Raw genomic sequence first — 18117 nt, forward strand, 5'->3', positions numbered from 1 at the left:
TTTTTAAATTAAAACCTTAGAGGACTAACAATGTCTGTAATCAAGATGACTGACCTGGAACTAGCAGGTAAACGCGTATTTATCCGTGCCGACCTAAACGTTCCTGTAAAAGACGGTAAAGTAACTTCTGATGCTCGTATCCTTGCATCTCTTCCTACTATTAAGCGTTGCCTAGAAGCTGGCGCTAAAGTAATGGTTACTTCTCACCTAGGTCGTCCAACTGAAGGCGAATACGCAGAAGAGTTCTCACTACTACCAGTAGTAAACTACCTAAACGACGCACTAGATTGCGAAGTTAAACTAGCGAAAGACTACCTAGAAGGTCTTGAACTAAACGCTGGTGAGCTAGTTGTTCTTGAGAACGTTCGTTTCAACAAAGGCGAGAAGAAAAACGAAGAAGAGCTATCTAAGAAATACGCTGCTCTTTGTGACATCTTCGTTATGGATGCATTTGGTACAGCTCACCGCGCGCAAGCGTCTACTCACGGTGTAGGTACTCACGCTCCTGTAGCTTGTGCAGGTCCTCTACTTGCTGCTGAGCTTGAAGCTCTTGGCAAAGCAATGGATAACCCTGAGCGTCCACTAGTTGCTATCGTAGGCGGTTCTAAAGTATCTACTAAGCTGACTGTTCTTGAGTCACTTTCTAAAATCGCTGACCAACTTGTTGTTGGTGGTGGTATCGCAAACACCTTCATCGCTGCTGAAGGCCACAACGTAGGTAAGTCTCTATACGAAGCGGACCTAGTTGAAACGGCTAAGAAACTAATGAAAGAGTGTGCAATTCCAGTTGCGACTGACGTTGCATGTGCAAAAGCATTTGACGAAAACGCAGAAGCTGAAATCAAGCATGTTTCTGAAGTTCAAGACGACGACATGATCTTCGACCTTGGCCCAGATTCAACTGCAGCACTTGCTGAAATCATCGGCAATGCAAAAACCATCCTTTGGAACGGCCCTGTAGGCGTATTCGAATTTAAAAACTTCGAAGCGGGTACAGCGGGTATCTCTAAAGCAATCGCTGACTCTGCAGGTTTCTCTGTAGCAGGTGGCGGTGACACGCTAGCAGCTATCGACAAGTTCGGTATCAAGGCTGACGTTTCTTACATCTCAACGGGTGGCGGTGCTTTCCTTGAGTTTGTAGAAGGTAAAGTTCTTCCAGCAGTTGCTATGCTAGAAGAGCGCGCAAAAGCGTAATTTTTTAAGGCGAGGACTTTGTTCTCGCCTTTTTGTTAATTTTGCTACAATGCTTTGCGTTGTAAGCAAGGTTTTTTAATCTTTGCAAAAGTGCAATTTAATACTAAACGACAGAAAATAGGACTTATTCCATGTCTAAGATCTTCGATTTTGTAAAACCAGGTGTTATCTCTGGCGACGACGTACAAAAAGTTTTTGAAGTAGCAAAAGAAAACAAATTTGCTCTTCCAGCGGTAAACGTTGTAAACACTGACTCTGTAAATGGTGTACTAGAAGCTGCGGCTAAAGCTAAAGCTCCAGTAGTAGTTCAGTTCTCTAACGGCGGTGCTGGTTTCTTCGCTGGTAAAGGCGTGAAACTAGAAGGTCAAGGTGCTCAAATCCTTGGTGCTGTTGCAGGCGCGAAATACGTGCACGCTGTTGCTGAATCTTACGGTGTGCCAGTTATTCTTCACACTGACCACGCAGCTAAGAAACTTCTTCCTTGGATTGACGGTCTACTAGACGCAGGTGAAGAGTTCTTCGCTCAAACTGGTAAGCCTCTATTCTCTTCTCACATGATTGACCTTTCTGAAGAGTCTCTAGAAGAGAACATCGAAATCTGTGCTAAGTACCTAGAGCGTATGGCTAAACTAGGCATGACACTAGAAATCGAACTAGGTTGTACTGGTGGTGAAGAAGACGGCGTAGATAACTCTGACATGGACGCATCTGAGCTTTACACTTCTCCAGAAGACGTTGCTTACGCATACGAGAAACTAAGCGCTATCAGCCCTCGTTTCACTATCGCAGCATCTTTCGGTAACGTACACGGTGTTTACCAAGCGGGTAACGTAGTTCTTACTCCAACTATCCTACGTGACTCTCAAGCATACTGTGCAGAGAAGTTCGGTATTGCACCTAACGCTCTAAACTTCGTATTCCACGGTGGTTCTGGTTCTTCTGAAGCAGAAATCAAAGAGTCTATCGGCTACGGTGTTATCAAAATGAACATCGATACTGATACACAGTGGGCTACTTGGGACGGCATTCGTTCTTACGAAGCTGAAAACCGTGATTACCTACAAGGTCAAATCGGTAACCCTAAAGGTGAAGACCAACCAAACAAGAAGTACTACGATCCACGCGTATGGCTACGTGCAGGTCAAGCTTCTATGGTTACTCGTCTTGAGAAAGCATTTGCTGACCTTAACGCGGTTGACGTACTGTAATAAGTTTGCAACTTATTAATTAATTTAGAAAAACCCGCTTTTATAGCGGGTTTTTTTTGTCTTCTGTACTATAGTTTTTTAGTGTTATTCTTATAATTTGCAGGAAGCTGAGTTTTAACAGATACCTGACCTAAAATGCACATACACAAGTATGATGCTGTCGCATTTCAGTTGTAACACTTTATTACGGAAGAGAAACTTACAATGTCACAAGAAACCCCTGAAGTACCAGAAGTCCCAAGCGTTGATGCCCTTCATGAAGGGATGCAGGAAGCGCATACCTGGCTAACCAATAACTCTGATTTGTTGATTGGTTATGCTGTGAATATCATTACCGCTGTACTGATCTTGTTTATTGGTAATATCGTTACCAAGATGGTCGCTAATAGCGTCTCCAAGATGCTTGAAAAACGTCGTATGGATAAAGCGGTCGTTGATTTTGTTCATGCTTTAGTTCGTTATCTATTATTTGTTATTGTTCTGATTGCTGCCCTTGGACGTTTAGGGGTTCAAACGGCATCGGTTGTTGCTGTCATTGGTGCCGCAGGTTTAGCGGTTGGTCTTGCATTGCAAGGCTCACTATCAAACTTTGCAGCAGGCGTTCTTATTGTCGCTTTCCGTCCATTTAAATCGGGTGACTATGTTGAGGTAGGCGGTGTTGCAGGTTCTGTGGATTCTATTCAGATCTTTCAAACCGTGCTGACTACCCCAGATAACAAAATGGTAGTAGTGCCTAATGGTGGCGTAATTGGCAGTCCTATTACCAACTACTCAAGGCATGCAACGCGACGTGTTGACCATATCATCGGTGTCTCTTATAGCGCAGACCTTAAGAAGACTGAGCAGGTTATCCGTCAGACTCTTGAAGCCGACGAGCGTCTTCTAAAAGACAAGGGTATCCAGATTGGTGTACTTGCTCTTGCAGACTCATCAGTAAACTTCGTCGTTCGCCCTTGGTGTCGTACAGAAGATTACTGGGATGTGTACTTTGATACCCTTCAAGCCATTAAGATTGCGCTTGATGAGAATGGTATCGAGATCCCATTCCCGCAAATGGATGTACATCTCAACAAAGTCGAGTCGTAATCGATATTGATAGTTTATATAGCGCGCCTGATGGCGCGCTTTTTCGTTTATGGGCATGTGCAACCTTCTGCGCTTTGAGTAGTCAAAAAAGAAACAGCAAATGGAGAGTAATATGAAAATGGTCAAGTTGATGTTTGGTGCGCTTTTATCGATATGGGTTGTCAGTGCGCAGGCGCAGTCGTTCGACTTCCCTCACTTAAGCACGACCGGTTATGGAGAGGTTCTTGCCGAACCAGATATGGCGGAATTTTCAGTACAGGTAGTAGCAGTCAAGGACAGTGCTGAAGAAGCAAAATCAGAGGTTGATTCAGTGGTGGATAAGTTCCTTGCCAGTTTACAAACTGCGGGACTCTCTCGAGAAGATATTCAAAGTGGCAATATCCAACTCATGCCTCAAATGCATTATCCGAAAAATGCCAAGCCAGAACAAAAGGGTTATAGAGCCTCTAGGCAAGTGAGGGTGACCGTTGATGAATTAACATCTTTACCCAAGTTACTTGATGTCGCACTGGAATCAGGCATCAATCGTATCGATCAAGTACAGCTGAGCGTAAAAGATCCTTCGAAGTATCAAGCCATTGCCCGTAATGAAGCCATTAAAGACGCACAAGCAAAAGCAAAGTCAGTAGCTGAAGGCTTTGATAAGACCTTAGAGGGCGTGTGGCAGGTTAATTACCAATCCCCACAAGTTAGACCTATGCTTTCTAGAAGTATGGCTATGGATGCGTCAGAGCGCTCAAATAGCTATCAAGATGCAACCATAGTGATCAAAGATAGAGTGCAGGTAGTTTATAAACTGAAGTAGTAAACACCAGAGAGAAGAAAGCCCCTGTAACGATAATCGCTACAGGGGCTTTTGTATTTTTATACTTTACAACAGCTTAGTGAAGTAGGCGAGCACGGATAGTACCGTCGATCTCTTTAAGTTTTGCCAATGCTTCTTCTGAACGCTCAGCTTCAACATCGATAACCACATAACCAAGATCACCGTTTGTTTGTAGATACTGACCTGCGATGTTAATGCCGGCGCTCGCAAAGATGGTGTTGATTTGTGTTAGTACACCTGGACGGTTTTCATGGATGTGAAGTAAGCGAGAAGCACTTTGATGTTGTGGCAAAGATACCTCAGGGAAGTTCACGCTTGAAAGCGTTGAACCGTTATCTGAGTATTTCGCTAGCTTTCCAGCAACCTCTACACCGATATTCTCTTGAGCTTCTTGTGTTGAACCACCCACATGCGGAGTCAGGATAACGTTATCAAACTGCATTAGTGGAGATTCAAATGGGTCAGCGTTGGTTTTTGGCTCTACAGGGAACACGTCCACAGCTGCGCCGCCAAGGTGGCCTGAGTCAAGTGAAGCACACAGTGCTGGGATATCAACAACTGTGCCGCGTGCCGCATTGATAAAGATAGCGCCAGGCTTCATTAGAGCGAACTCATTAGCGCCCATCATATCTTTGGTTCCTGGGGTTTCAGGCACGTGCAGACTGATAACATCACATTTGTTGAGTAGTTCAGCCATCGTTTGTACTTGGGTCGCGTTACCTAGTGAAAGCTTGTTCTCAATGTCATAGAAGTAGACTCGCATGCCAAGGTTTTCAGCGATAATACCTAGCTGGGTGCCGATATGACCGTAGCCGATGATACCCAAACGCTTTCCACGAGCTTCGTAAGAGTTGTCTGCACTTTTCTTCCAGATACCACGGTGGGCGAGGGCGTTCTTTTCTGGAATGCCACGCATAAGTAATAAGATTTGTCCCAGCACTAATTCAGCAACACTACGAGTATTAGAGAATGGTGCGTTGAATACCGGCACGCCTTTAGCCGCCGCTGCATTCAGGTCAACTTGGTTTGTACCGATACAGAAACAACCGATAGCAACTAACTTGTTGGCCGCAGCCAATACGCGCTCATTTAGGTTAGTGCGAGAGCGAATACCGACGAAATGCACATCCTTTATCGCTTCTATTAACTCTTCTTCCGAGATTGAGCCTTTGTGGTATTCAATGTTGGAGTAACCTGCCGCCTCTAACACTTCAACTGACGAAGGGTGCAGACCTTCAAGAAGCAAGATTTTTATCTTATCTTTGTGTAAAGAGACTCTGGTCATAACGGTTATTCCTTAACATATGGGTAAATTAATTTCGAAAAGCAAACGTTTTCTAAAAGTGAACTCTCTCTAAATTATCAAAAAAAGAACAATTTGGGTAAGAAAATTACAATAAAAAAAAAGCAGACGCTCTTTTGAGCCTCTGCTTTTTCATTTGAATAGCAAAATCAAGTGGTTAGCTATGCATTAATAGCTAAAAACTATATCTTATTCTTCAATTTTCGCGCCTTCTGGCGTGCCTGTAATAACCACATCCGCACCGCGATGAGCAAATAGGCCAACGGTAACTACACCAGGTAGAGCGTTCACCTGATCTTCAAGTTGTTTAGGGTTAGTGATCTTCATGTTGTACACATCAAGGATCACGTTGCCGTTGTCTGTGATGCAGTCTTCACGATAGACAGGGTCACCACCTAATTTAACTAGCTCACGCGCCACATAAGAGCGTGCCATAGGGATAACTTCAACCGGAAGAGGGAACTCACCCAGCACATCAACCGCTTTGGTGCCGTCAACGATACACACGAATTTCTCTGAGATAGCGGCAACAATTTTTTCGCGAGTCAGTGCAGCGCCGCCGCCCTTAATCATATCTTTATCCGCATTGATTTCATCAGCGCCATCAACATAGACACTTAAAGAGGCAACTTCATTGCAATCAAATACTTTAATGCCCAGTTGCTCAAGTTTCTCTGTAGATGCAACAGAGCTTGATACTGCCCCTTTAATTTTATCGCTCATGGTACCCAAGGCGTCGATAAAGTGGTTTACGGTAGAGCCCGTACCAACACCGACGATTGTGTCAGGTTCAACGTAATTAAGCGCTGCCCAACCAGCTTCTTTTTTCATTTCATCTTGGGTCATTCTGATTCTCCAGATAAGAGGTAAAGGGGGTCGTCGCGATTATATACTCATTGATAGAATATTTGAATCGACAAGGGGGGATTACCAACTCCAGGTTTTACTTGGAGTAATGATTTTGTCCAATGGCACATCCCAGTCCTTGCTCGGCAACTTCTCGAGTTGTTGGCAGTCGTGTGCGATACCTATCGGCTTTGGAGTGGGACTATCAATAAAGGGAGTTAAGGTGCGGTCATAATATCCACCACCCATTCCTAGTCTGTGCCCGCGAGTATCAAAGGCCACTAACGGCGTAAAGATGATATCCAAATCGGCTACCGGTACGATTTCCGTCACCGATAATTTGGGCTCAAGAATGCCATATTTGTTGGGAGTGAGATTGGTGTTTGCGGTAAAGCGAAGAAACAGTAGCTGCCCTTTAGAAAACGGATGAAGCACAGGGATACAAGTGTTGATGTTGTTCTTCCAGCACCATTGTATGGCTAGGCTTGGATCTATTTCGCCATCATTGGCGAGATACAGGGCTACATTTTTGGCGCTTGCCAGTTCAGGTAGTTGGCGAAACTGAGTCACTAATTGAGAGGCTGCTGAGTGTTGTTCTGATTCAGTGAGTGCCACACGGAGCGTGCGGATGTGTTTGCGAATGTCACTACGGGTGATGAGTGATTGCATGAGGGACCCCAGAGTGCCGTTGCGGATTTTGGCCCTTGAACCAGCTGGTTCAAGGCGGATCAGCAATGTTGACCGTAGGCTTCTCGATACGAGTCGAGCTTGCTCAATAGCCATCAAGTACTAACCCTTAAGGATTGCTTATCGGCTCAGGGACATAAATCCAGCTGACGCACACCCCAGGGTAATTTTAATTCTGCCATCCACTTGGCTATGTATTGTTACTCTTTAGTTAGAGCTTTGTCTAGCTTGCCATCGAGTAGTTCTAAGCGTTGCTCGATATCATGCTGAATTTCAGAAGAAATTTCTTTTTCTAGTAATTCGTAGCAAACGTTAAGCGCTGCGATAGTTAGAAGTTTTTCGGTATTGGCGACTTTTGTCTTCTCAGCCATATCCTTGATGCGCTGATCAAGATTTTGCGCTGCTTGACGTAAAGCACCCTCTTTGCCCGTTGGACAATTAACGCGAGTAATCTTACCTAAAATTTCGACTTCAACTGCTTGATTGCTCATGCTCGACAACTCGTTACCGCTCCAAAAAAGCCTTGTGCGTCCAGTGCACCTTTAGGCAAGAAACTATAGAAAAACCCCCACTAAGATTCAAGCTTTTCCGCTCATGTACGAGAGATAGGGGGCTCAACTAGCTAGAAACAGAGCAATTTGCTCAATTGCTCGACATTCTCAGTATAACCTAGATGTGATTGATACGAAAAATGAGAGAGCTGAGTCTAGTTTTGCGTCTGTATCGAGTCTTAACCAAATGATAAGATAACCACATTACTCCCATTTAGGACACCCTTTTATGAGCCAAACCTCTTTACCTAATTACCTATCCGTTGCTGATGAACTTAAAACAGCCGGCATTGCCGTGACCCCAGCAGAGATGCATGGCCTACTTATTGGTATGTTAAGTGGTGGATTAGCGAAAGACAGTGATGCATGGCAAGCACTGTTGTTTGACTACACCAATGACGGTATGGGCTGGCCGGTGGCATGTTTGGCTCTCGCTGAGCAGACCTTAAAGGTCGCTCGAGAAGAGTTGGCTGATGACAACTTTGAATTAAGTATTTTATTACCAGTAGACAGCGATATCGTTGAGTATTCAGGGGCATTGAGTGAATGGGTAAGCCACTTTGTATCAGGGTTAGGCTTGATAGATGCACAGGTAAACAAAGCCAGTGAGCAAACCAAAGAGGCACTTCAAGACCTGCTAGAGATCGCAAAGTTAGAAGTTGACCCTGAAGATGATCTAGAGGAACAAGCGGTTCTGCTGGAGCAGGTGCTAGAGCATGTTAAAGTTTGTGCGTTAACGGTTCACGCTGAGCTGGGCACAAAGCCCGCAAAGCCTGAAACGAAAACAGTTCATTAATCGCGCGATACGATAAGGAAGTTTGTTTTGCAGTACGATGTGGTGGTGATTGGTGGTGCGATGAGCGGGGCAACGTTAGCTCTGGCATTGAGTCGCATGGCAAATAAAAAAGTAGCTGTAGTAGAAGCGATTGCCGATTCTTCAAAGCACCCTGGGTTTGACTCCAGAGCCATTGCCCTTTCACTAGGCAGTGTCGATCTATTGCGCCGTTATGGGCTTTGGGATGCTATTCAGCCTAAGGCTACTGCCATTAAATCTATTGATGTATCGGACCGTGGTCACTTTGCGCAAACAGGGTTTGATGCAGAGCAGCTGGGCAAAGAGTTGCTCGGTTCTGTGGTCGAACTCGCTGATGTAGGCGCAGTCTATCGAGAAAAGCTGCAGCTAGATCCCAACATCGATCTCTTTTGTCCTGATGCAATCGAGCAACTTATTCAGCATCAAGAGGGTGTTGAAGCGATTCTTCGCTCAGGAACAACGCTGAGTGCAAAGCTTGTCGTAGCGGCGGATGGTGCAAATTCCAAAGTGGCTGAGCTTATCAATGTGTCCAAATCTGTGGATGATTTCGAGCAGCATGCGTTGATAGCAAATATTGAACTTGAACAACCGCATCACAATCGAGCCTATGAACGCTTTACGTCTCATGGCCCTGTGGCGTTATTACCAATGACAGACAATCGTATGTCATTGGTGTGGTGCATGACAGAGTCTATGTTGCAGCAGGCTTTATCTTGGAATGAAGAGCAATTTTTATCTGAACTACAACAAGAGTTTGGCTGGCGCTTAGGTCGCTTTAAGAAAGTGGGAAGCCTTGCCAGTTATCCTTTGATGCTACACAAAAGAGATCGCCTGACTCATCACCGCGTGGCGTTTGTCGGCAATGCGGCTCAGACGCTTCATCCCATAGCAGGGCAGGGGTTTAACCTTGGTATTCGCGATGTAGCAACACTGGTTGATGTCGCTACTAAATACACAGATAGTGGTGAGTATGCTTGTTTGGCGGAGTTTAAGCGCCTTCGTGAACAAGATCGCGAAGCGACCTGCACTATGACCTCTTCTTTGGTAAGAATATTTTCAAATGAATGGCTGCCTATGGTGGTCGCTCGAAATCTAGGGCTCGCTATTTTTGATATAGCCCCCTCCATGCAAGGCCCGGTTAAAAATCGTAGCCTAGGACTGGTGTAGAACACAGAATGATGAAAAATGTAGATTTGGTGATTGTTGGTGGCGGCATGGTTGGATTGACGCTTGCCCTGGCCTTAAAAGAAACCGATATTCGAATTGCGATTATTGAAAGCAACGAGCCCAACGAAATTACTCCATTAGCCACTTCTCGCGTATCAGCATTGAGCCGTGCCAGTGAAAAAATTCTAGCAAGACTGGGCGCTTGGGAGGGTATTGCTCATCATCGCTGCACCGCCTATTCAGCCATGCAAGTATGGGAAAAAGATACCTTTGCCAAGATAGACTTCTCGGCCAAAGAGCTGCATGAAACGAACCTTGGGTATATTGTTGAGAATCAGATTATCCAGCACTTCCTTGTTGAACAAGTGAAGCAATTGCCAAACGTCACTCTCTTCCAACCGAATAAGTGCTCTAACTTAGCGGTAGGAGAAAGAGAGGCGTGGTTAACCCTTGATAATGGCCAGAATTTGACCGCCAAGCTTGTGGTTGCCGCTGATGGAGCGAACTCATGGGTGCGCCAACAGCAAGACTTCCCGTTGACTGAGTGGGACTATGACCACACTGCCATCGTGACCAATGTGACAATGGCGGAGCCCCATAATGGTATAGCAAGACAGGTCTTTACCGAAACCGGCCCATTAGCCTTCTTACCTCTTCATGAACCGAATCTGTGCTCTATCGTTTGGTCACAAACTACAGATAAAGCTCAGCAGTTAATGGCGCTGTCAGAGGAAGACTTCTGCAAGCAATTAGCAGTCGATTTTGATATGCGTTTGGGGCAGGTGAAGCACTTAACCACCAGACAAGCCATTCCTTTAAAGATGCGCTATGCACGAGACTTTGCAAAGAACAGAGTGGCTCTGATAGGTGATGCGGCGCATACGATCCACCCTCTGGCAGGACAAGGCGTTAACTTAGGCCTTCTTGATGCAGCAACCTTGGCCCAAGAAATCGAACAATACTGGAACACAGGCAAAGATATTGGTGATTACGCCAATTTGCGTCATTTTGAGCGCTGGAGAAAAACTGAAGCGGTGAAGATGATCTCTAGTATGCAGGGCTTTAAAGAGTTGTTTAACGGAGGCGATCCGTTAAAGAAATTACTGCGCGGCGTAGGGATGAATCTTGCTGGGACATTACCGGGCGTAAAGAATGAAGTAATGAAGCATGCTTTAGGCTTGAAGGGAGACCTTCCTAGGCTAGCCAAATAGCAAAAATTGAAATAAAAAAAAGGAGGCGAGAGCCTCCTTTATTTTAGCCAACTAAATGTAGCAAGCTCGCAGTCTTTTCACTTCGACGTTCACTTCTTTTACTGTTTTGAAGTGACGTTCTTCAGCGTGATGAGGAAGGATTAACTTCCCGTTATCAAACTCAAACTTACCGACGCCGTAAATATAAATTCTTCCCTTGAATAGTCTACTTACGTGTTTTGCAATCATGCTAGGAACATAACGCTTAAACAGTCTCATTTCTGAACCCTTTCTAATTTTTATTTATTCTCTGCCTCCATGGCGAGAACGATTATAGGTTATTTGTTTCTACGAAATTGTGATGCAACTGGATTAATAAACAGAACGCTCATCTGATCTGATGTTTTAAACTGATTTTGCGATTTAGCTCAGATTTAAATGGTGTCCATCTAGGTTTGTATAGGTTTAAGTACTGACTTTGTCGCCTATAAACTGCATTTACCTTCATATAGACCGTGAAATTGCTGAAAAAGTTCTAACCAGTAGAATTATAGGTGTAACTAAGTGTTAATGTGCTGGGAGGGAATGTGGATTTATGGGGTGTTAATAGCTTTTGTGATGTGTGAAAACTGAGGCTTACAAAATTTCAGAACGTCCTCTGTGCGAAGCATGATCCCAGCCATATCGCTACCACTGCTGATAGTGACTTCTGCGAGCTGCAAAACAGAGTGATCGAAGATCGTCGTAATCGATTCAGGGAGTATTAGTGGGGTTAAAGTGCCTGGCTTAAAGCCAGTGATATGAACCACCTCCTCTGCATTGACGCAGGTTGTACGCCGGCAGTTGAAGTGTGCGCGAACCTTTTTAGGATCGACTTGCTGATCTCCAGGTATACACGCCAAGAAAAGCTTACCGCCCATATCTCTCAGCAACACCGTTTTTAACATGATGTGCGAGGAGATACCCCGCTGTTTGGCTGCATCGCCAATAGAGATAGCAGGAGTAGAGTGGGGCAACATAGTGAAACCCACTCCATTCCTTTGTAAAAACTGGGTGACCGCAGTTTCTAGCATTTACTGTTCGATATCGTAGGGCAGTTCCACCAAAGACCAAGTGTTAGTGGTGTCTCCAGCCAGTCTAAACTGAGTATCAAACTCAATGTCCTTGTTAAGGACAATCAATGCCAAAGCCTCACCCTGTTGGTTGCGATATTGCGCGATCGCTTCACCGGCACCACGCCAGTTTTCGCCCACTTGACGCTCAAAGGTGAAGGCAGCGTTCTTGTTTGCTGTGCCTTGCAGTAAGCGCATGACTTTTTTGTTTGTCCCGCGATACTTGGCTCTGGCAACGGTTTCCTGACCGGTGTAACAGCCTTTTTCAAAGTTAATGCCGTCGAGTGCTTGCAGGTTCAATGTTTGAGGAATATGGGTGTTTTGCTGAGATTGAATCACTCGAGGGATACCATTAACCACATCAACATAGTCCCACGCGTCAGCGCTGATCTCTTCGGCGTTTTGCAACTGTGGCTTTAGACTTTCGAGTTCATCTTCATTAACCAGCAATAGCCAGCGCTGCGAATCAATTTTTATCGCGCTGCCAGAAGCGATAGAACGCACATCCCCTTGTCCGTCAGTAATAGAGTCGATAAAGCTGTCAGCTTGTTCGCCGAGCACACCAATACTGATTTGCGATGACAGCTCAAGGTCTACCTTTGAAAAAACCGAATACTTTTTTATTTCTTGTAGGGCGGTTTCAATACCCGACTTATGCTGCCATAAGGCGTAACCTTGATTGTGATGAAACAGTCGAAACAGGCTCCACATTTTCCCTTTAGCATCGCAGTGAGCACCTAAGGTAGAACGCTCAGCGTCCAATTGGACGACATCACAGGTTACCTGACCCTGAAGATAAGATTTGCTGTCCGCACCGGTTACTGCGATAGCTTGCCAGTCAGAGAGTGAAGTCCATGCGAGTGAAGGCAAGTGTAAAGAAACAGAAGATGTTGCACTCATAGTGATTCCTTGAGCTAAGTCGTTGGGTATATGGTAATCACTATTGATGTGTATGTCTAAGGATGCAATTTCAACCCTAAGGTCGATAAATCATCGGATGTAAGCTGCAAGCTGTGATTAAGCTAATAGTTACAGTTTGGCGGGACTGGTACACTCGGGCAAAAGGAATGATTTATTTTTGAGGTAACGCATGTACACACCAGAGCAAAAAGCACGTATTAAATGGGCGTGTCGACGCGGTATGTTGGAGTTGGACGTTGTTATTATGCCCTTCTTTGAAGAATGCTTTGACGGGCTGACCGACCAAGAAAAGAAGGATTTTGTAGCGCTATTAGAGTGTGATGATCCGGATCTATTTACTTGGGTGATGGGTCATGGTCGCAGTGAAAACTTAGCTTTAGCTTCGATGATTGATAAAGTCGTTGCGCATAACCTGAGTAAGGTTCGCTCTTAAGCTCGCGGCACGAACAGCATTTATAGAAAAGGCGCTCATTCAATGAGCGCCTTTTTAGTCTTTACTCTAAATGAGAGTGTTTTGATCAGTTTGGGTAGCTTTTATCTGAACGGTTAGGCACCAAGATGGTCGGCTTAGCTTCTTCTAGCATCTCTGGGTAGTCCAGGGTGTAGTGCAGGCCTCGACTCTCTTTTCGCTCCATCGCACAGCGAACCATCAGATCCGCGACTTGCAACAGGTTACGTAACTCAAGTAGGTTGTTTGAGACGCGGAAGTTGCTGTAGTAGTCGTTTACTTCTTGTTGCAGGAGCTGAATGCGTCGCAGGGCGCGCTCAAGCCTCTTGTCGGTGCGGACTATGCCCATGTAATCCCACATGAACAGCCTTAGCTCATGCCAATTGTGTTGAAGGATAACTTCTTCATCAGAGTTACATACCTGACTCTCATCCCAGCATGGCAAGTTATCGGGCATTTCAGCTTGGTCCAGTTGCTTAAGAATGCTCTTCGCTGCAGACCATGCATACACCACACACTCAAGTAAAGAGTTCGACGCCATGCGGTTTGCGCCGTGCAATCCGGTATAGCTTACCTCGCCTATGGCATACAACTGCTTAACGTCTGTCTGGCCTTCTGGGGTCACCATTACACCACCACAAGTGTAGTGTGCTGCAGGAACAATCGGGATGGGTTCCTTGGTCATATCAAGTCCAAGGTCTTGCAAACGCATGTGAATTGTAGGGAAGTGCTTAGTGATGAAATCAGCGGATTTATGGCTGATATCGAGGTACATGCAATCGGCACCTAGGCGTTTCATTTCAAAGTCTATAGCGCGAGCAACGATATCGCGTGGTGCCAACTCTTCGCGAGAGTCAAAGTCCGGCATAAAGCGCGAACCGTCAGGTCTTAGAAGGTACGCCCCTTCACCGCGAAGCGCTTCGGTCAATAAGAAGTTTCGCGCTTCAGGGTGGAATAAACACGTTGGATGGAATTGATTGAATTCAAGGTTCGAAACACGGCATCCTGCGCGCCATGCCATGGCTATACCATCGCCAGAAGACACATCAGGGTTACTGGTGTATTGATACACCTTCGAAGCGCCACCTGTCGCCAGCACGACAAACTTAGCTGCGATCGTCTCTACATGTTCTGAATCGCGATTCCACACATATGCGCCCACAACTTTTTGTGCATCACCACCAATCTTATCTTCAGTGATTAAATCGACGGCGTTATGTCGCTCTAACACGGTAATGTTTGGGTGGTTAAGGACATTCTCTTGAAGAGAGGTTTGCATGGCCATTCCCGTGGCATCTGCCGCATGCAAAATACGTCTGTGACTGTGTCCACCTTCACGAGTTAAGTGATAGCGAGGCGTATCATCGTCATCGTCGGACTCTTCTTGATCAAATGGAACACCGCCATCGATGAGCCATTGGACACACTTTTTGGCGTTTTCAGCAATAAACTGAACCTTGTCTTTTTCACAAAGGCCAGCGCCGGCAATTAAAGTGTCATCAACGTGAGACTCTATAGTGTCCGCTTCATCGAATACGGCAGCGATGCCGCCTTGTGCGTAGAAGGTAGCGCCTTCACGACTTAGACTTTTACTTAATACGATAACCTTGGATTTTTTGGCAACACGAAGAGCCAAAGATAGCCCAGCTGCACCGCTACCTATAACCAGTACATCACATTGATGCTGAGAGATTGAATTCATTGAGACGTTGTTTCCTTTGTTGTCTGTTAGCCTATGCGCTAACTATTAACCCCTAGCCGAACACTCGCTTAATTTTATAGTTTTTGACGTGTTCTTAACCCACCCGGGTACTAGGGTGCTACTATTCGACTACTACTTGTCGCGCAAAGCATTGCGCTGCATCAACAGTTCTAACCTTAGACTGAAGTTCGCTTCTAATTGGCTATCAAGCGCCTAGTACATCACATTTTTGACTAAGTTTTAAAAAAACCTTAATCAAAATGAACTTTTGTACTTTGATTGAGTCACAATAGTGCTCAAGTAATTGGTGCTGTCAATAATACATTATGCACTGAAAAAACTCATATCTGAGAAGATGAGAGCTGAACATAGGAGTAAAAGCTCGAATGAACGAGCAGTTGACCGATCAGGTACTGATTGAGCGCATTCAAAATGGAGATAAGCAAGCCTTTAATCTTCTGGTAGTTAAATATCAGAATAAAGTGTGTAACTTGATTTCTCGATACGTGAATAATCAAAGCGATGTAGCCGATGTGGCGCAGGAGACCTTTATTAAGGCGTATCGTGCTATCCCTAATTTTAGGGGAGAAAGTGCATTTTATACTTGGCTATATCGCATTGCGGTGAACACGGCTAAAAATCATCTTGTCGCACTAGGACGCAGGCCGCCTGCTACTGACGTAGACGCAGAAGACGCCGAATACTTAGAAACTGGGAATGCGCTAAAAGAAATATCGAACCCAGAAAACTTAACGTTGTCGAATGAATTGAAGGAGGTAGTTTTCAATGCTATTGAAGCACTACCAGAAGACCTGAAAACCGCTATGACGTTGCGAGAACTTGATGGATTAAGTTATGAAGAGATCGCAGCTGTTATGGATTGCCCTGTGGGCACAGTTCGTTCGCGAATATTTAGAGCTCGAGAAGCGGTAGAGAAAAAAATGCAACCGCTTCTTCAGCGTTAGAAGATAATCACAATGGTGAAAGTAATGTCTAACAAAGAGAAAATCTCAGCTTTGATGGATGGCGAGTCGGTAGACCTCGGCCTGATCTCTGAGGTGGAAAATGAGAAGGATGCTCAACAGACGTGGCAGAACTACCATCTGATTGGTGATGTGATGCGAGGGGACGCTCCGGATAACCCTAACTGGGATATCGCCAGCCGAGTGGCCCTTGCCCTTGAAGATGAGCCAGCTCACTCAAACAAGGTTCAGCCAATGCTCGAAGAGCAACCTGCGCCGACTAAGGCTAAAAAAGGCCTCCCTCAATGGCTAACCCAATTTGGTCAAGTAGCGGTCGCTGCTTGTGTATCCTTTGCGGTCATTCTAGGGGTTCAACAGTACGGTGGTAGTGTTGATGGACAGCCTTCACAGGTAGCGGAAACCCTTCCTGTTCTGCAGACTATCCCTATGGCGGGTAGTGTTGAGCCAGTAAGCTTAACTCGTGACTCTGTGCGTGCAAAAACTGATGCGAACAAGGTTTCGCCACAGGATGAGCAAATTGCAGAGCAACGTCGCCGCATTAACACTGTGTTGCAAGACTATGAGTTGCAGCTTCGCCTTAACCATAGCGAAACGAACTCTGACGTAGAAACGGAAGTCAAATGAAGAAATTTCTGGCCAGCGCTTTAGCGCTGCTCAGCTTAACAGCCTCTCCTTTAGCCTTAGCAGAAGATAATCCTGCTGAGGCTCTTCTCCACAAGATGAGCGATGCTAGCGATACCCTCAATTATGAGATGTCGTATGTGTTGATTCGAAAGAGCAGTATTGAGCCTTTGGTCTATCGCCAAGCCAATGATAACGACACGCGATTTGCCCAACTCATGTATTTGAGTGGTCCTGTGCGAGAAGTGATTCGTAGAGGCGATCAAGTCAGTTATATCGAACCGGGTATCGACCCTTTCACGATTGCGTCAGATAAAATGGTCGCGCCGTTAATGCCTATGCTCCGTGTCGATACCGAGCGTTTAAAAGACTACTACGACTTTGTTAAGGTTGGTCGTGCTCGTGAAGCGGGAGCCCCGACTCAAGTTGTGCGTGTTGTGCCTAAAGACGGGCAACGATATTCGTACATCGTGTGGATTGATGAACAATCAGCCCTACCTCTTCGAGCAGATTTGATTGATAGAGATGGCGAAATCCTAGAGCAATATCGAACGGTGTCTTACTCTGTGACCGATCATCTTATCCCAATCATGAAGAGCTTAGAGCAAGCAACACTGCCAGATGTGGTGACATTGCCAGACAGTAGTGTTGATGAGATCTCCTGGAGTGCCGATTGGATGCCTAGAGGTTTTGAAAGCAAGAAGATGCAAAGTCATCCCTTGTTTGGTTCAGACCGAATGGTAGAGAGCCAGATCTATTCAGATGGCTTGTTTCAGTTTTCTATCTATGTTGCCCCTGAAGATGATTTATCGTTGAAGCGTCAGCTTGTCAGACAGGGCAGGCGTACTTTGCAAAGTGCTGTAGTGAATCAGCATGAAATAATTGTAGTGGGAGATATTCCTCCTAGTACTGCGCAACGTATATTACAATCAGTGACTTTTCATTAGGTAACTGATCATGATGAACGCACTGGCTCAAGTGACAAGGGTGACAGAGGTAGCGTCACCCAACTCACGAGCTAAACTTTTTAAAGTCGATCTATCCTGTGAGCAACAGACCAGTTGCAACAGCTGCGCCTCTAAATCCAGTTGTGCCACAGGTCAAGTCACCAAAGCCATTGGCAATAAACAACACGCTTGGTCGCTGACAACACCTGTACAGGTCTCAGAAGGCGACATCGTAGAGATTGGCCTACCAGAAAAAGCCTTGCTGTCTGCTGCAGCCTTAGTCTATCTCGTTCCTCTATTGTTTTTGTTCCTTGGCGCTGTGATTGGCGCTGAGATTTCTGAGGCCATGTTCAATGGCCAAGAATGGGTAAGTATACTCTTTGGAGCCGGTTTTGCCTTGTTGAGTGGGATGGTTGTGAAAGCCAAACTCCGACAAACTAATCATGATGCAGAACAACAAGTAACTCTGATTCGTACCCTAGGCCAACAATTAGAAGTAAAATGAAGATAG

The 18117-nt window shown here is 45.4% G+C and carries 20 protein-coding genes and 1 other RNA gene; 12 read left to right on the plus strand and 9 right to left on the minus strand.

All coding sequences use genetic code 11. From position 1 onward, the window contains the following. Positions 1-30: 30 nt before the first annotated feature. The 4 genes from OCU35_RS02185 to OCU35_RS02200 all read left to right on the plus strand — a co-directional run bounded on the left by OCU35_RS02185 (position 31) and on the right by OCU35_RS02200 (position 4293). Positions 31-1194, plus strand: coding sequence for a phosphoglycerate kinase (locus OCU35_RS02185; protein ID WP_261825575.1), 1164 nt, complete (start codon positions 31-33; stop codon positions 1192-1194). A 131-nt stretch (positions 1195-1325) separates the two neighbouring features. Beyond that, complete coding sequence (gene fbaA / locus OCU35_RS02190; RefSeq protein WP_017027157.1) at positions 1326-2402, plus strand: class II fructose-bisphosphate aldolase; 1077 nt, start codon at positions 1326-1328, stop codon at positions 2400-2402. 264 nt (positions 2403-2666) lie between these two features. After that, the gene (gene mscS / locus OCU35_RS02195) at positions 2667-3488 is read left to right on the plus strand and encodes a small-conductance mechanosensitive channel MscS (protein ID WP_102322193.1); all 822 of its coding nucleotides are present in this window, start codon (positions 2667-2669) and stop codon (positions 3486-3488) included. A 112-nt stretch (positions 3489-3600) separates the two neighbouring features. Further along, positions 3601-4293 carry an oxidative stress defense protein gene (locus OCU35_RS02200; RefSeq protein WP_261825576.1) on the plus strand — a complete coding sequence of 231 codons (693 nt, stop codon included), beginning with the start codon at positions 3601-3603 and terminating at the stop codon, positions 4291-4293. A gap of 76 nt (positions 4294-4369) precedes the next feature. Here OCU35_RS02200 and serA read toward each other — a convergent pair whose 3' ends face one another. From serA to zapA, 5 genes are all read right to left on the minus strand, one after another. After that, a complete protein-coding gene (serA, locus tag OCU35_RS02205) occupies positions 4370-5599 on the minus strand; it encodes a phosphoglycerate dehydrogenase (RefSeq protein WP_017027160.1) in 1230 nt (409 codons plus the stop codon). A 207-nt stretch (positions 5600-5806) separates the two neighbouring features. Further along, positions 5807-6463 carry a ribose-5-phosphate isomerase RpiA gene (gene rpiA / locus OCU35_RS02210; protein WP_017027161.1) on the minus strand — a complete coding sequence of 219 codons (657 nt, stop codon included), beginning with the start codon at positions 6461-6463 and terminating at the stop codon, positions 5807-5809. Between the two features lie 81 nt (positions 6464-6544). Then, on the minus strand, positions 6545-7132 hold the full coding sequence (locus OCU35_RS02215) for a 5-formyltetrahydrofolate cyclo-ligase (RefSeq protein ID WP_261825577.1): 588 nt from the start codon (positions 7130-7132) through the stop codon (positions 6545-6547). A 1-nt stretch (position 7133) separates the two neighbouring features. Further along, positions 7134-7318: non-coding RNA, 6S RNA (gene ssrS, locus OCU35_RS02220), on the minus strand. A gap of 32 nt (positions 7319-7350) precedes the next feature. Next, the gene (gene zapA, locus OCU35_RS02225) at positions 7351-7641 is read right to left on the minus strand and encodes a cell division protein ZapA (RefSeq protein WP_017027163.1); all 291 of its coding nucleotides are present in this window, start codon (positions 7639-7641) and stop codon (positions 7351-7353) included. A 289-nt stretch (positions 7642-7930) separates the two neighbouring features. Between zapA and OCU35_RS02230 the strand changes: the two genes are divergently transcribed. From OCU35_RS02230 to OCU35_RS02240, 3 genes are read left to right on the plus strand one after another with little or no spacing between them, the layout of a single operon-like run. Beyond that, positions 7931-8497, plus strand: coding sequence for a YecA/YgfB family protein (locus OCU35_RS02230; protein WP_261825578.1), 567 nt, complete (start codon positions 7931-7933; stop codon positions 8495-8497). A gap of 27 nt (positions 8498-8524) precedes the next feature. After that, positions 8525-9682: a 2-octaprenyl-6-methoxyphenyl hydroxylase gene (gene ubiH / locus OCU35_RS02235; protein ID WP_261825579.1), complete on the plus strand. Its 1158-nt coding sequence runs from the start codon at positions 8525-8527 to the stop codon at positions 9680-9682. 8 nt (positions 9683-9690) lie between these two features. After that, positions 9691-10893, plus strand: coding sequence for an FAD-dependent 2-octaprenylphenol hydroxylase (locus OCU35_RS02240; RefSeq protein ID WP_261825580.1), 1203 nt, complete (start codon positions 9691-9693; stop codon positions 10891-10893). A 51-nt stretch (positions 10894-10944) separates the two neighbouring features. Here OCU35_RS02240 and OCU35_RS02245 read toward each other — a convergent pair whose 3' ends face one another. From OCU35_RS02245 to ygfZ, 3 genes are all read right to left on the minus strand, one after another. Next, on the minus strand, positions 10945-11151 hold the full coding sequence (locus OCU35_RS02245; protein ID WP_017027167.1) for a DUF1107 domain-containing protein: 207 nt from the start codon (positions 11149-11151) through the stop codon (positions 10945-10947). 314 nt (positions 11152-11465) lie between these two features. After that, complete coding sequence (locus tag OCU35_RS02250; protein ID WP_261825581.1) at positions 11466-11945, minus strand: aminoacyl-tRNA deacylase; 480 nt, start codon at positions 11943-11945, stop codon at positions 11466-11468. Beyond that, positions 11946-12884, minus strand: coding sequence for a tRNA-modifying protein YgfZ (gene ygfZ, locus OCU35_RS02255; protein WP_261825582.1), 939 nt, complete (start codon positions 12882-12884; stop codon positions 11946-11948). Between the two features lie 190 nt (positions 12885-13074). Here ygfZ and OCU35_RS02260 point away from each other — a divergent pair, with 190 nt between their 5' ends. Continuing rightward, positions 13075-13338: an FAD assembly factor SdhE gene (locus OCU35_RS02260; RefSeq protein WP_017027170.1), complete on the plus strand. Its 264-nt coding sequence runs from the start codon at positions 13075-13077 to the stop codon at positions 13336-13338. 85 nt (positions 13339-13423) lie between these two features. On the opposite strand, the gene nadB is transcribed toward OCU35_RS02260, so the two are convergent. Continuing rightward, the gene (gene nadB / locus OCU35_RS02265; RefSeq protein WP_017027172.1) at positions 13424-15055 is read right to left on the minus strand and encodes an L-aspartate oxidase; all 1632 of its coding nucleotides are present in this window, start codon (positions 15053-15055) and stop codon (positions 13424-13426) included. A 386-nt stretch (positions 15056-15441) separates the two neighbouring features. Here nadB and rpoE point away from each other — a divergent pair, with 386 nt between their 5' ends. Genes rpoE through OCU35_RS02285 form a run of 4 tightly spaced genes read left to right on the plus strand, consistent with a single transcriptional unit; the run spans position 15442 to position 18111 of the window. Further along, positions 15442-16020, plus strand: coding sequence for an RNA polymerase sigma factor RpoE (gene rpoE, locus OCU35_RS02270; RefSeq protein ID WP_017027173.1), 579 nt, complete (start codon positions 15442-15444; stop codon positions 16018-16020). Between the two features lie 24 nt (positions 16021-16044). Further along, on the plus strand, positions 16045-16662 hold the full coding sequence (locus OCU35_RS02275) for an RseA family anti-sigma factor (protein ID WP_102334610.1): 618 nt from the start codon (positions 16045-16047) through the stop codon (positions 16660-16662). Then, positions 16659-17606: a sigma-E factor regulatory protein RseB gene (gene rseB, locus OCU35_RS02280; protein WP_017032806.1), complete on the plus strand. Its 948-nt coding sequence runs from the start codon at positions 16659-16661 to the stop codon at positions 17604-17606. The genes OCU35_RS02275 and rseB overlap by 4 nt, the downstream gene beginning before the upstream one ends. A gap of 10 nt (positions 17607-17616) precedes the next feature. Then, positions 17617-18111, plus strand: a complete 495-nt coding sequence (locus OCU35_RS02285; RefSeq protein ID WP_017032805.1) for a SoxR reducing system RseC family protein — start codon at positions 17617-17619, stop codon at positions 18109-18111. Positions 18112-18117 lie beyond the last annotated feature (6 nt).

Source organism: Vibrio breoganii, assembly GCF_024346795.1.
Lineage (GTDB): Bacteria > Pseudomonadota > Gammaproteobacteria > Enterobacterales > Vibrionaceae > Vibrio > Vibrio breoganii.